Below are 13,947 nucleotides of genomic sequence, written 5' to 3' on the forward strand. Positions count from 1 at the left end.
GACAGCATCATGGACTTCGACTACAGCCCGAAAGTAAAGCAACTCCAGGCCCGCCTGACGGCCTTCATGGACGAGCATATCTATCCGAACGAAGCGCGCTTCCACGCCGAGATCGACGCCAACCGCGCGGCCGGCGATGCCTGGATACCGACCAAGGTGATGGAAGAGCTCAAGCTCAAGGCGCGCGAGGCGGGACTGTGGAACCTGTTCCTGCCCGATTCGCGGCACGGCGCCGGCCTGACCAACCTGGAATACGCGCCGCTGTGCGAGATCATGGGCCGCGCCGTGTGGGCGCCGGAAGTGTTCAACTGCTCGGCGCCGGATACCGGCAACATGGAGGTGCTGACCCGCTACGGCACCGAAGCCCAGCAGCGCGAGTGGCTCGAGCCGCTGCTCGATGGCCGCATCCGCTCCTGCTTCGCGATGACCGAGCCGGAGGTGGCGTCGTCGGACGCCACCAACATCGCCAGCTCCATCGTGCGCGACGGCGACGAGTACGTGATCAATGGCCGCAAGTGGTGGTCCTCCGGCGGCAACGACCCGCGCTGCAAGGTCTTCATCTTCATGGGCAAGAGCGATCCCGATAACCCCAACCGCCACATCCAGCAGTCGATGATACTGGTGCCGCGCGATACGCCCGGCGTGACGGTGCTGCGCCGCCTGCCGGTGTTCGGCTTCGACGACGCGCCGCACGGCCACGCCGAAATTCTGTTCGAGAACGTGCGCGTGCCGGCATCCAACCTGCTGCTGGGCGAGGGCCGTGGTTTCGAAATCGCCCAGGGCCGCCTTGGGCCGGGCCGCATCCACCACTGCATGCGTTTGATCGGCCTGGCCGAGCGCGCGCTGGAGCAGATGTGCAAGCGCAGCTTGAGCCGCGTCGCTTTCGGCAAGCCGGTGGCCGAGCAGGGCGTCACGCTGGAGCGCATCGCCGAGTCGCGCATCATGATCGACCAGGCGCGCCTGCTGGTGCTCAACGCGGCCCACATGATGGACACGGTCGGCAACAAGGTGGCGGCCAAGGAGATCGCCATGATCAAGGTGGCCGCGCCAACGATGGCGTGCAAGGTGATCGACTGGGCGATCCAGGTACAGGGCGGCGGCGGCATGGCCGATCCTTTCCTGGCCTCGGCCTACGCCGGCGCGCGCTCGCTGCGGCTGGCCGACGGTCCTGACGAGGTCCATCGCAGCCAGATCGGCAAGATGGAACTGGCGCGCTACAAGGCTCCGCGCGCGGCCAAATAGGGCAATCCGCGCCCGGCTAGCGGGCTGTATGCACGTACAGTATAATTCTGGCATGACGCATACCGCCCAACATGGCTTTATCCTGACCCGCCACTGGCGGGACGCGGCCAATGGGACGGAGATCGAGTTCTGGCTGGCGACCGACGACGGCCCGAAAAAGATCCGCCTGACCGCGCAGACTTCGGTGGCCTTCGCCGAGGCGAAGCAGCGCCCGGCCATCGAGGCGCTGCTGGACGCCAATGCAGGCATCGAGCTGCGCGAGCTGGAACTGAAGACCTTCCAGCAGGAGCCGGTCGTCGGCGTCTACGCCTCGCGCTACAAGCAGCTGACGGCGCTGGAGCGCACCCTGCGCGAACACGGCATCAAGATGTTCGAGGCCGACATCCGCCCGCCCGAGCGTTACCTGATGGAGCGCTTCATCACCGCCGCCGTGCAGTTTGAAGGTGGCGCGGCGGAAAGCGCGTCCGTCATCCACAACTGCAAGCTCAAGCCCGCACCCGAGTACCGCCCCAAGCTGAAGATGGTGTCGCTCGATATCGAGACCAGCGCCTTCGAGGACCTGTATTCGATCGCGCTGGAAGGCTGCGGCCAGCGCCAGGTCTACATGCTGGGCGAGCCGCAGGCATCGTCGCAGCGGATCGACTTCGACCTCGAATACTGCGCCACGCCGCGCCAGCTGATCGAAAAACTCAACGCCTGGTTCGCGCGCCACGATCCCGATGTGCTGGTCGGCTGGAACGTGGTGCAGTTCGACCTGCGCGTGCTGCAGAAGAACGCGGACAAGCACAAGATCCCGCTGGCGCTGGGCCGCGAGGGCAAGACCATCGAATGGCGCGAGCATCCGGGCAAGCAGGGCTACATGTTCGCGCCGGTGGTCGGCCGCATCGTCCTCGATGGCATCGATGCGCTCAAGGCGGCGTCGTGGACCTTCCCGTCCTTCAGCCTGGAGAACGTGTCGCAGTCCATGCTGGGCGAGGGCAAGGACATCGGCGACGTCTACGACAAGATGGCCGAAATCGAACGCCGCTTCCGCGAAGACAAGCCGGCGCTGGCCCACTACAACTTGAAGGACTGTGAGCTGGTCACGCGCATCTTCGACAAGGCCAACCTCCTGGCCTTCATGATCGAGCGCGCCACCGTGACGGGTTTGCAGGCCGACCACCTGGGCGGATCGATCGCCGCCTTCGGCCACCACTACCTGCCGCGCATGCACCGCGAAGGCTACGTCGCGCCCAGCGTCGGCGACATTTCCGGCGGCGCCTCGCCGGGCGGCTTTGTCATGGAGTCCAAGCCCGGCCTGTACGACTCGGTCGTGGTGCTCGATTATAAAAGCCTGTACCCGTCGATCATCCGCACCTTCCTGGTCGATCCGGTCGGGCTGATCGAAGGCGAAATCGCCGATGACCCGTCGACGGTGGTGGAGGGCGTCAACGGCACCGTGTTCTCGCGCACCCGCCACTGCCTGCCGGAGATCACCACGCAAATCTGGAAGCAGCGCGACGCCGCCAAGCGCGCGAAGAACGAGCCGCTGTCGCAGGCGCTGAAGCTGTTGATGAATTCCTTCTGCGGCGTGCTCGGTGCGACCGAATGCCGTTTCTTCAATCCGCGCCTGGTCTCGTCGGTCACGCTGCGCGGCCACCAGATGATGAAGCAGACCCGCGAGCTGGTGGAGGCGGAAGGCTACGACGTGATCTACGGCGACACCGACTCCATCTTCATCTGGCTGAAAAGAGAGTACGAGAACAGCGAAGCGCTGGCTATCGGCGAAGGCCTGGCCGCCAGAATCAACCAGTGGTGGCGCACCATGCTGATGGAAAAACACGGCCTGGAATGCCACCTCGAAATCGAATTCGACACGCACTACCAGAAGTTCTTCATGCCCACCATACGCGGCACTGAATTGGGCAGCAAGAAGCGCTACGCCGGCCTGACCATCAACGCCAGGGGCGAGGAGGAGGTCATCTATCGCGGCCTGGAAGTGGCGCGCAGCGACTGGACGCCGTTGGCGCAGCAGTTCCAGCAAGGCCTGTTCAAGCGCATCTTCAAGGACGAGCCGTATCAGGAGTTCGTGCGCGACTATGCGCGCAAGACCGTGTCCGGCGACTACGACGAACTGCTGGTGTACCGCAAGCGCCTGCGCCACCGGCTGGACGAATACAAGGTCAACGTGCCGCCGCAAGTGCGCGCCGCGCGGTTGGCGGACGAGTACAATCAGGCGCACCGCCGCCCGCTGCGCTACCAGAACGGCGGCTGGATCAGCTACGTGATGACCACCAGCGGCCCAGAGCCGACCGAGGCGACGCGCTCGAATATCGACTACGAACATTACCTGACCAAGCAGTTGCAGCCGATCGCCGATTCGATCCTGCTGCCGATGCACGACAGTTTCACCAGCCTGACCACGGCGCAAGCCAGCCTTTTCTAAATGGAGACAGCATGAGCGAGTTTAAGAAACTGCACGACGGAAGCAAGCTGCTACACCTGCCCAACGCCTGGGACGCCGGCAGCGCCAGGCTGTTCGAAAGCCTGGGCGCGCCGGCCATCGCCACCACCAGCGCCGGCGTGGCCTGGGCCGCCGGCTATGCCGACGGCGACTACATGCCGGTCGACGTGGCTGTCAATATCGCCGCCAGCATCGCGCGCGTGCTGACGGTGCCGCTATCGGTGGACTTTGAAAACGGCTATTCGGACGATGCCAACACGGTCGCGCGGAATGTGCTGCGCCTGATCGGTGTCGGCGTGGCCGGCATCAACCTGGAGGATGGCGGCGGCACGCCGCAGCTGCTGGCCGAGAAGATCGCCGCCATCAAGAAGCTGGCGGCGCAGTCGGGCAAGGACATCTTCATCAACACCCGCACCGACGTGTACCTGCGCGGCCTCGCACCTGAGGGCGAGCGCGTGGCCGAAGTGCTGAAGCGCGCGGCGCTGTACAAGGAGGCCGGGGCCGACAGCCTGTTCGTGCCGGGCATCTGCAAGGTCGACGAGATCAAGGCGGTGGTGGCCGGCGCCGGCTTGCCGGTCAATGTGATGGACTGGCCGGGCGTGCCGTCCGCCGATGACTTGCACAAGCTGGGCGTGCGCCGCCTGAGCGCGGGCTCCGGCATTCCGCAAGCCTTGTGGGCGGTCGCCGCCGACATGGGCCGGGCCTTCCTGGCCACCGGCAGCGCCGGTCCGCTGATCGAAAAAGCCATGCCGTACGGCGAGTTGCAAAAGCTGTTTATCGGCGCGCGCTAGCGCATGGCAAGGCGCCGCCGGCTGTAGCAAAAAACAAACATTTTGCCACCGCCGGCGATACGCGCAAACGACGGTGTTTTTTCTTGTCCGCCCGGCCAAATTTGTTTGACGTTTAAATTATTTCCTCATAGGAGAGCGCCGGCTTTCCGCCCGCTGGTTGACTCTCGGTTACAACTTTCCAATGGGAATTGCGGCTAATCGTTGAGAAACTTGGTTACATTTTCCTTACAATTTTGTAATGTGTTGTCTTTGACATACAGGTTTGCCGCTCACAGAATCGGCTTCACACCGGCTTGGCAACGTGCTACCGCGCGCGGCCCGGACGCCGGTGTGGTGTTAGCGGTATCCCTCTAACCTGTGTGCAAAGGAAAATCCTATGACTTTGAATAAAGCAATGATGGTGCTGGCGCTGTCCCTGGCCGGTGGTGCGGCGATGGCCGCGCCGCATTCCGCGACGGTTGATTTCTCCAAGGGGGAGGAGGGCTGGTGGGGCATGCAGCCCATCGACGGTAACGGCGGCTCGGGCATCGATACCAGCATGGGCCATGGCGCGCCGGCCCTGCGTACGGTGATCGAGAACTTCGGCGTGACCTGGGGGACCAGCACCAACCAGGCCTTCCTCGGCGACTACACCAAGTCGCCGAGCGTGACGCTCGGCCTGGACATATCGGCGCAGCAGATCTTCTTCTTCAACCGCGAAGTGTCCCGCAATGTGGTCGTCGAGCTGCGCGACTACGACAACACCCCTTCCGGCCTGCCGTACACCAGCGTGTTTTACAACCTCGGCAGCATCGACTCGACCAAGGGCTGGCAGCATTTGTCGGTGACTATCGGTGATACGAAATCGACGCTGTTGCCCGCCGGCTGGGGCGGCTACGGCGGCCCCGATGCACAGGGGCCGACGCTGCCTGCTGGCCGCACCTTCGCCAGCGTGCTGGCCAGCGTCGATGAGGTCGTGTTCACGACCTTGCAGCCAGGTTTTGTCTACGGCTACACCAACTTCGACGTCGCGATCGATAACGTCTCGATCAGCGCCGTGCCCGAGCCATCGACCTACGGCATGCTGATCGGCGGCCTGGGATTGGTCGGCTGGATGGCGCGCCGCAAAGCGCGGCCGATGGCATAAGCCTGCCGACGGCATCGGAGAGTGGGGCCCCGCTCTCCGATCAATTTGCGCCGGGCCACGGGTTGTATATCGCCGTGCCGCACTGCCAAATTGGCAGCATGGCAGTGCCATGCGCCGGACTGGCGGTCCGTGAGTTCGGCTTAAGTCCTTGTTTTGAATCAATTCCCATTGTCATTTTCATTTGGCACAGAACGTGCCTGATGAGGAGGGAGGAATTCATTCAACAAGGAGTGACAACATGAGTGCCAACGTAGGAAAGATTGACCGCACCATCCGCATCGTCTGCGGCCTGGGTCTGGTGGGCGGGTCGCTGTCGGGCGTCATCGGCGCCTGGGGCTGGCTGGGTTTGGTCCCGCTGGCGACCGGCCTGTTCGGGTTTTGCCCCGCGTACCTGCCGTTCGGGGTCAACACCTGCCGGCTGAAGAAATAGGGGGGCCTTCGCATGAGCATCGATACAAACGGCTATCGCGCGCTGACCACTTCCATCTCGCAGCAGTTGGCGACCTTGCGCGCGGACCTGCCGGACGTGATGAAAGGCTTCGGCGACCTGGCCCGCGCGGCAACCCGCGACGGCGCGCTGGACAAGAAAACCAAGGAGCTCATCGCGCTGGCGCTGGGGATCGCCGCCCGCTGCGACGCCTGCATCGGCTTTCATGTGCTGGCCCTGGTCAAGCTGGGCGTCACCAAGGCTGAGCTGGAGGAAACGCTGGGCATGGCGATCTACATGGGCGGCGGCCCGTCCGCCATGTACGCGGCCAATGCGCTGGCCGCCTACGAGGAGTTTTCCGCCGCGCCCTGATGGCGGCGCGGCGCAGGCTGGTCAGTCCAGCGTCCAGACATAGGTCAGGCTGGTCCAGGTGGCTTCGGTGATGGCTTCGCCGTTGGTTGTCTTGAACTTGCATTGCGACAGTGCCTTGCGCGCGGCCTTGTCCAGTTCGTGCGAGCCGCTCGACTTCTGCAACTTCGATTCGATCACCCGGCCATCGGTTCCCACCAACAGCGCCAGCTGCACGGTGCCGTTTTCGCCACGTCGATAGGCGCCGGGCGGATAGTCCGGCGAGGCGCAGGCGCGCGTATCCATCACCACGGCGGGACGCGCGCCCTGGCTGGCGCTGGCCGCGCTGGCGGCGACCGGCGCGCTCGCCCGGCTCGCTTCAGCCACGGCCTTGGTCTCGCTGCGCGCGGGCTCGGGGGCGGCGGCCGCGCGTTCGGGCTCGTCTTTTGGACGGACGTTTTCGGCGCCCGGGGCGGGCTTGGCGGCCTGTGCGACCGGCGCGGGCGCGGGCGCGGCGCTCGCCTTTGCCGTCTCGGCCGGCTTGGCCGGCGGCGGCGCTTGCTTGGCGCTGGAAGGCGCGGGCGGCAGGTCCAGCTTGTGCAGGCCCAAGCCCATGTTTTTCAACATGGCCGTCAGGCGCTCGAACTCCGATGCCTTGATGGCGGCGCTCGGCGCAGCCGGCGCTTTCTGGACGGCGGCTGGCTTGGACACCTCCGCGGCCACGCCATCCTTGCCTGCCGGCTTCTGGGCCAGGTTGCCGTCGGCAGGCTTGGCTTTGGCGGTATCTTCCGGCACGCTGGCGGCCGGTCCGGGGGAGTACATGGCCGCCTGCTCAATGCGCATCATCGCCTGATTGTCTTTCCACAGCAGCCACAGGACCGGCAATATCACGGCCGTCGCCACTGCGAGCACCAGGGCGGCTGCACGTGCGGCCCGGCCTTTGGCGAGGCGGCCAATCTGTTGGCGCAGCGTGCCCGGGTCCCGCCAGGCTTTACCGGCCGGCGTTTCCGATGCCGTGCGAGCGCCTCTTCCCGACTGTTCCGGAGCAAAGGATTCATAGGGGACGGGGGCGCTGTCATCGTCAACGGACGCCTGATACGCGAATTCCGGCGACCGGAAGCGCTGTTCGCTCAGCATTTGCAGATCGTACAGTTCGCGCTGGTCCGCATCGGACAACACGCTGTAGGCGGCATTCAGGCGCGCCATCATGCGCGCGGCGTCAGCGTTGCCGCTGTTCTTGTCCGGATGGTGCTTCTGCGATAGCGAACGATAGGCAGCGCGGATCACCTCGGGGGGAGCGTCGCGCGTGACGTTGAGACTTTCGTAATGGCTATGGAATTTTGTCATGGTTTCTGGCTGCAGGAACTTGCAATTTTGTTCAGCAACGCAAGATACTATCTTGAAATCAAGATCTGGTCTGGGGTTCTGTGCCGCAGGAATGGAAAAATGACTTAAATACAACAGTTGTGGAATATACACACTCGGACGGCATGTCGCCGGCCGCCTCACCCGCGTTTCGTAAACAACGCTAAACATCATGCCAACTTTGAAAGTTTGTAGAGCCGCCGTGGCTTCTTCTGTATAAATCTTTCTGGTTGGAATGCGGTACCCATCGATATACAACCAGTAATTCAGCCGTTTAGGAAATTCCAGTTCCACCGGCGATGGCGCCCTGCGACCAACACATAATAAAGCCCAACATCGGGCACGACCTGGAGATAGCACATGACACTACAAACCCCCCACGCATCACGACAGCGCCGCTGGCGCAAGACGCCCATCGCCACCGCGCTGAGCCTAGGACTGCTGGCGCTGGCCAGCGCCCACGCGCAAACCGCCTCCACCGATAAACCGGCCGAGAAGGCGGCCGACAAGAACGCCGACGCCAAGCCGGTCGAATCCGTCGTGGTGACCGGCTACCGCTATGCGATCGAGAAAAGCCTCGACCAGAAGCGCAACGCCAACGCCATCGTCGACGTGGTCACCGCCGAGGACATCGGCAAGTTCCCCGACAAGAACGTGGCCGACGCGCTGCAGCGCGTGCCGGGCGTGATCATCGACCGCAGCGGCGGCGAGGGCAAGAACGTCAGCGTTCGCGGCCTGTCCTCGGAACTGACGCTGACCCAGCTGAACGGCAACTACATCGCCACGGCCGAGTCCAACGGCGACCCGACCCGCTCGTTCAACTACATGCTGATGCCGGCGAACATGCTGTCCAGCGCCGAGCTGTTCAAGACGCCGGAGGCGCGCATCGACGAGGGCGGCATCGGCGGCACGGTGATCCTGCACACGCGCCGTCCGCTGGAGGTCAAGTCCGGCTCCGGCTTCGTTTCCGCCGAGGGCACCTGGGCCGACACGACCAAGAAGACCGACGGCCAGTTCTCCGGCCAGTACGCCTGGCATGACGAGGCCAACCGCTTCGGCGTGCTGGTCGGCTACACCCAGCAGAAGCGCACCACGCGCACCATGGGCGCCAGCACCGAGAACTGGCAGTGGTACGGCGACAACTACAAAACCCATCCGGCGACCGACGTCAACGGCAAGCCGTCGGACATGAACAGCTACTGGTGGGGCCAGTCCGGCTTCAACGACCAGAACGGCAAGCACTACACCAACTTCATGATGCCGACCTCGGTCAACTTCGACGTCAAGAGCGAGGACCGCGAGCGCAAGGGCGGCCAGCTGACCCTGCAAGCGAAGCCGATGCGCAACCTGACCCTGACCGGCAACTACTTCCGTTTCGACCTGTCGCAGAACTCGCAGACCAACACGCTGAAGATCCCGGAATGGAATCTGGCGCGCTATGACGGCGACGGCAACTGGCCGGGCGGCCGCATGCTCGACGGCCTGACCTTCGACCGCAGCGGCACCATCGTCACCGGCGCGCAATACAGCGCGCACACCGGCAAGACCTACTATTGCAACGGCGACCAGGCCAAGGCCGGCGGCCTGAGCAACACCGGCGGCTTCGGCCCCGACGATTGCACCATCCCGACGCCGCAGATCACCGGCAGCTACAACCGCGAGAAGGCGCTGTCGCAGACCGCCGACCTCGAAGCCGAATGGCACGGTGAATCGCTGGACGCCATCTTCAAGGGCGGCCGCACCTGGGCCGGCGGCGGTCCCGACCTGCAGTTCGCCATGCCGATCAAGCCGCGCCTGCAGAACGCCGACGGCAGCTGGACCCTGGGCAACTACGCCAGCGCCTGGAACACGACCGGCACGCCAAGCATGACGTTCTCGCCGCAGCTGATGGACAACCTGCGGAAGGGCATCGGCGAGATCGACCTCGGTTCGACCTCGTCCTCGTGGACCCGCAACAGCACGCAGCAGAAGTACGCCCAGGCCGACCTCACCTGGCACAGCGACAGCAAATGGCTGGACTCGCTGCAGTTCGGCGGCAAGTACCGCGACGGCGGCACCCACCGCAGCACCGGCAACAACTACTGGGTGTGCAAGGGCGCCGACCCGGCCAACTACGACAAGCGCTACCAGGCCGGCTGCGACCCCACCGCCAACAAGTTCCAGCCGCAGTTCCTGTATGGCTCGTCGCTGGGCAACCTGGCGGGCGGCATCAACGCCAGCGCCTTCCCGGCGATTAACTACCCGGCCTACATCAGCTACCTGAACCAGACCTACGGCAGCATGCAGACCCGCAACGAGGACAACTTCGTCTACAACGTCGACGAGAAGATTTCCTCGGCCTACCTGCAGGCCAACATCAAGACCGACCGCCTGCGCGGCAACGTTGGCCTGCGCGTGGTACGCACCAAGCAGCATGCCGACTCGACCGACCGCGTCGACAACTACAACGACTACTTCTACAACGGCGCCAACGGCAGCCCGGCGCCTTGCCAGGCGGGCGGGACACCGGCGGTCGGCGCGCCGGCCGGCTCGGGCTGCGTCAGCGGCTTCACCACGCTGCCGGACAGCACCGCGAAGATCTCGTCGTTCGTGGTCAGCTCGCTCGACCGCAGCTACACCGACGTGCTGCCGAGCTTTAACCTGGCCTACGACCTGAACCAGAACCTGCTGCTGCGCGTGGCCGCCTCCAAGGTGGTGTCGCGGCCAAGCTACGGCGACATCGCCTCGCCGGGCGGCCTGCAGTACTACAGCCAGGAATACGTCAACGACCGCCGCCTGATCGGTGGCGGCGACAAGCAGGGCTGGTTTGGCGAGGGCAGCAACAAGCAGCTCGATCCGTACAAGGCCACCCAGCTGGACCTGGGCCTGGAGTGGTACTTCCATCGCGGCTCGGTGCTGGGGGCCGACCTGTTCCGCAAGAACGTCAGCAACTTCTCGGTGCCGGTGGTGCGCGACGTGACCATGAACGTGGGCGGCAAGTCGGTGACGGTGCAGAACTACTCGACCACCGCCGGCGGCCGCAACGGCGTGTCGCAGGGGATCGAGCTGTACGCCCAGCACACGCTCGCTTCCGGCCTCGGCTTCCAGGTCAACTACACGTACAACAAGACCAACCAGGCCGCCATCACCCTGGGCGACGGCACGGAGATCGGCAAGTCGCCGCTGGTGGGCAGCGCCAAGAACCAGGCCAACGTCACCGTGTTCTACGAGACCGACCAGTACCTGCTGCGCGCTTCGTACAATCGCCGTGGCGAAGTGGTGGATGGTCTGATCAACGGCTTGAACGTGTATGAAGAGCCGTACAGCCAGGTCGACCTGAACGTGGCGTACAACATCACCAAGCAGCTGAGCCTGACCGCTTCGGTGCTGAACCTGACCAAGGAAGAGACGCGTTCCCATCTGGGCAGCGACACCAAGGACCGCTTCTACGCCAACGGTTACGCCGGCCGCATCGCGTACTTCGGCGCGAACTACAAGTTCTGATGTTCTCCCCGCTCCCCCGCGCCCGCCGGCGTGGGGGAGAGCCTCATGTCGGCCGTTGCCAGTCCTGGCGACTGCCGACTTTTTTGCTTGAACGAGCGAATATCACACATGAAAAATAATTCCATGAGTTCCATCGGCGGCGCGGACCAGCGCATCAAGCGCGTGGTGGTGGTCGGCGGCGGCAGCGCCGGCTGGATGGCGGCCGCGGCGCTGGCCACCTATCTCGGCAAGCAGGCCTCGGTGCGCCTGATCGAGTCGGAAGAAATCGGCATCGTCGGCGTGGGTGAGGCCAGCGTGCCGCACATCCGCATGTTCAACGCGCAGATGCTGGGCATCGACGAGGCCGAGTTCGTCAAGCGCACGCAGGGCACGGTCAAGCTCGGCATCCAGTTCCAGGATTGGTCGCGCATCGGCGACAGCTACATCCACGGCTTCGGCGTCATCGGCCGTTCGCTGGGGCCGCTGCCGTTCCACCAGTTCTGGCTCAAGCTGTACCAGTCGGGGCGGGCCGCGCCGATCGGCGAGTATTCGCCGCAGACCGTGATGGCGCCGCAAGGCAAATTCGCGCGCGGCGACGGCAACGCGGCGGCCGGCTCGCCACTGGCCGACATCGCCTACGCCTATCACTTCGACGCCAGCCTGTACGCGCGCTTCCTGCGCGAGCTGTCGGAACAGCGCGGCGTGCGGCGCACCGAGGGAAAGATCGCCGGCGTCAACGTGCGCGCCGACGATGGCTTCGTTGAATCGGTAACGATGGAAAACGGCGAAGTGATCGAAGGCGAGCTGTTCATCGACTGCTCGGGCTTCCGGGGGCTGTTGATCGAGCAGGCGCTCAAGACCGGCTACGAGGACTGGACCCATTGGCTGCCGTGCGACCGCGCGCTGGCTGTGCCGTGCGAGCGCGTCGATCCGCTCACGCCGTACACGCGCGCCACCGCGCGCGCGGCGGGCTGGCAGTGGCGCATCCCGCTGCAGCACCGCACCGGCAACGGCTACGTGTATTCGAGCCGCTACATCAGCGACGATGAAGCCGCCTCCACGCTGCTGGCTAATCTCGATGGCAAGCCGCTGGCCGATCCGCGCCCGCTGCGCTTCACGCCCGGCATGCGCAAGAAATTCTGGAACAGGAACGTGGTGGCGCTGGGCCTGGCCAGCGGCTTCCTGGAACCGCTGGAATCGACCAGCATCTACCTGGTCCAGTCCGGCATCAGCCGCCTGCTGGCGCTGTTCCCCGGCGCGGATTTCAATCCATTGCTGGCGGAACGGTTCAACCGCGAGTCCGCGTTTGAATACGAGCGCGTCCGGGATTTCCTGATCCTGCACTATCACGCGACCGAGCGCAACGACACGCCGTTCTGGGATTACTGCCGCACGATGTCCATCCCGGACAGCCTGCGGGAGGCGATGGAATTGTTCCGCGGCGACGGGCGCTACTTCCGCAACGGCGAGGATTTCTTCGCGCTGCCGAGCTGGGTGCAGGTGATGCTGGGCCAGCGCATCACGCCGCGCGGCTACCATCCGATCGTCGACGATATGCCGGAGGATAAGCTGGCCGGCTACGTCGAGGACATGCGCGCGACGCTGGCGCACGCGGTCGCGTCGATGCCGACGCATGATGAGTGGATCAACCGGTATTGGAAGGCGCTCGCGCCATAACGGGGAGAGCGCTCCATTTTTAAAATACCGGCCTGAAGAAACTGCGCTCATAGCTGACGATGCAGCGCGTTTCCTCGGCGTAGCGGAAGGCCGCCTGGCAGTCCGCATCGGTCTGGCTGGCGATGCGGTACTGTTCATACGTGGCCAGCGAGGGGAAAGTGAACAGGGCCAGCGCAACATTGCTCGCGCCTTCGGACGGCACGAAGTAGCCGTGGTGCTGGCCGCCCATTCGGTTGACCAGTGGAATCCACAGTTTGCCATAATGCTCGAACTCGGCCAGCTTGTAGGAATCGATGATGTAGCGCAGGTAGATCGTGACCATGTAATTCCTTGTGGCGTGTCGGGAAGTTGATGTTATAGCCACTTGCGCCGCATGGCAATCGATACTCAGTGCCACCCGAAGAAGGTATTTTTCCCGAAAGACCCGCCACGGGTCATTCGGATTTCGTTAAAACAAACTGCCCCCTCGGGAGTCTACAGATGATGAGAACCATATTGATCGCGGCAGCATTGCTCGCAAGCGGTACGGCTGCCGCTGAAATCAAGTCAGAAACCTCTTGCTACTCCGGAGACTCGCGTCCTGGCAGCAAGGTGCATCTGAGCCTGGCGGTGCGCATCTACACCGACACCGAAAATAATAAGGAGATTGGCGCTTTTGCGCAGTACAACGGCGCCAAGACGAGCATTCCCCTGGTGTTTGTAAAATACGTCCCCACCGATACCGACGAGCCCGGTCTTGGCAACTATGAGTTGACCCGCGTCGAGGTAGTGGACAAGAAGGTTACTGGTGAATACGTATTCGTCCAAACCGGTGCCGGTATCCGGCAGGGACGCTATGTGACCTACAAGAGCGCCAAGTATCCCAAGCCCATCCTGCTTCAGAAGAGCTACGAAGATGATCCCAGCTGCAAGTTCAACGAGTAAGAGGCTCAGAGCAGCATGCCCGGCAAACCTGGTCGGGGTGAGAGGATTCGAACCTCCGGCCTCTGCGTCCCGAACGCAGCGCTCTACCAGGCTGAGCCACACCCCGACTACGTCTTAATTACATCAGAATTTTGCGCTTTTT

Annotated in this window: 11 protein-coding genes and 1 tRNA gene; 9 read left to right on the forward strand and 3 right to left on the reverse strand. The window is 63.9% G+C overall.

Going from position 1 to position 13,947, the window contains the following annotated elements; translation table 11 throughout:
• The first annotated feature begins 9 nt into the window (after positions 1 to 9).
• The 6 genes from ACUJB0_RS11205 to ACUJB0_RS11230 all read left to right on the forward strand — a co-directional run bounded on the left by ACUJB0_RS11205 (position 10) and on the right by ACUJB0_RS11230 (position 6,401).
• Positions 10 to 1,242 (forward strand): acyl-CoA dehydrogenase family protein, encoded by a 1,233-nt coding sequence (locus ACUJB0_RS11205; RefSeq protein WP_444845294.1) that lies wholly within the window; start codon positions 10 to 12, stop codon positions 1,240 to 1,242.
• Positions 1,243 to 1,294: 52 nt separating this feature from the next.
• Positions 1,295 to 3,667 (forward strand): DNA polymerase II, encoded by a 2,373-nt coding sequence (locus tag ACUJB0_RS11210; protein ID WP_444845295.1) that lies wholly within the window; start codon positions 1,295 to 1,297, stop codon positions 3,665 to 3,667.
• Positions 3,668 to 3,678: 11 nt separating this feature from the next.
• Positions 3,679 to 4,476 carry an isocitrate lyase/PEP mutase family protein gene (locus ACUJB0_RS11215; RefSeq protein ID WP_444845296.1) on the forward strand — a complete coding sequence of 266 codons (798 nt, stop codon included), beginning with the start codon at positions 3,679 to 3,681 and terminating at the stop codon, positions 4,474 to 4,476.
• 376 nt (positions 4,477 to 4,852) lie between these two features.
• Positions 4,853 to 5,602: a PEP-CTERM sorting domain-containing protein gene (locus ACUJB0_RS11220; RefSeq protein ID WP_444845297.1), complete on the forward strand. Its 750-nt coding sequence runs from the start codon at positions 4,853 to 4,855 to the stop codon at positions 5,600 to 5,602.
• 238 nt (positions 5,603 to 5,840) lie between these two features.
• Positions 5,841 to 6,032, forward strand: a complete 192-nt coding sequence (locus ACUJB0_RS11225; RefSeq protein ID WP_444845298.1) for a YgaP family membrane protein — start codon at positions 5,841 to 5,843, stop codon at positions 6,030 to 6,032.
• A 12-nt stretch (positions 6,033 to 6,044) separates the two neighbouring features.
• Positions 6,045 to 6,401 carry a carboxymuconolactone decarboxylase family protein gene (locus ACUJB0_RS11230; protein WP_444845299.1) on the forward strand — a complete coding sequence of 119 codons (357 nt, stop codon included), beginning with the start codon at positions 6,045 to 6,047 and terminating at the stop codon, positions 6,399 to 6,401.
• Positions 6,402 to 6,422: 21 nt separating this feature from the next.
• Here ACUJB0_RS11230 and ACUJB0_RS11235 read toward each other — a convergent pair whose 3' ends face one another.
• Positions 6,423 to 7,724 (reverse strand): TonB family protein, encoded by a 1,302-nt coding sequence (locus tag ACUJB0_RS11235; RefSeq protein WP_444845300.1) that lies wholly within the window; start codon positions 7,722 to 7,724, stop codon positions 6,423 to 6,425.
• 378 nt (positions 7,725 to 8,102) lie between these two features.
• Between ACUJB0_RS11235 and ACUJB0_RS11240 the strand changes: the two genes are divergently transcribed.
• Together ACUJB0_RS11240 and ACUJB0_RS11245 are read left to right on the forward strand one after the other, a co-directional pair.
• On the forward strand, positions 8,103 to 11,225 hold the full coding sequence (locus tag ACUJB0_RS11240) for a TonB-dependent receptor (RefSeq protein WP_444845301.1): 3,123 nt from the start codon (positions 8,103 to 8,105) through the stop codon (positions 11,223 to 11,225).
• Between the two features lie 108 nt (positions 11,226 to 11,333).
• Entirely contained in the window at positions 11,334 to 12,881 is a 1,548-nt protein-coding gene (locus tag ACUJB0_RS11245) for a tryptophan halogenase family protein (protein WP_444845302.1), read from the forward strand.
• Between the two features lie 19 nt (positions 12,882 to 12,900).
• Here ACUJB0_RS11245 and ACUJB0_RS11250 read toward each other — a convergent pair whose 3' ends face one another.
• Positions 12,901 to 13,203, reverse strand: a complete 303-nt coding sequence (locus ACUJB0_RS11250) for an NIPSNAP family protein (RefSeq protein ID WP_444845303.1) — start codon at positions 13,201 to 13,203, stop codon at positions 12,901 to 12,903.
• Between the two features lie 158 nt (positions 13,204 to 13,361).
• On the opposite strand from ACUJB0_RS11250, the gene ACUJB0_RS11255 reads away from it, so the two are divergent.
• Positions 13,362 to 13,805: a hypothetical protein gene (locus tag ACUJB0_RS11255; protein WP_444845304.1), complete on the forward strand. Its 444-nt coding sequence runs from the start codon at positions 13,362 to 13,364 to the stop codon at positions 13,803 to 13,805.
• A gap of 29 nt (positions 13,806 to 13,834) precedes the next feature.
• On the opposite strand, the gene ACUJB0_RS11260 is transcribed toward ACUJB0_RS11255, so the two are convergent.
• A tRNA-Pro gene (locus ACUJB0_RS11260) sits at positions 13,835 to 13,911 on the reverse strand.
• Between the last annotated feature and the right edge of the window lie 36 nt (positions 13,912 to 13,947).

This window comes from Duganella caerulea (assembly GCF_040362985.1).
Taxonomy (GTDB): Bacteria; Pseudomonadota; Gammaproteobacteria; order Burkholderiales; family Burkholderiaceae_D; genus Rugamonas; species Rugamonas vulcania.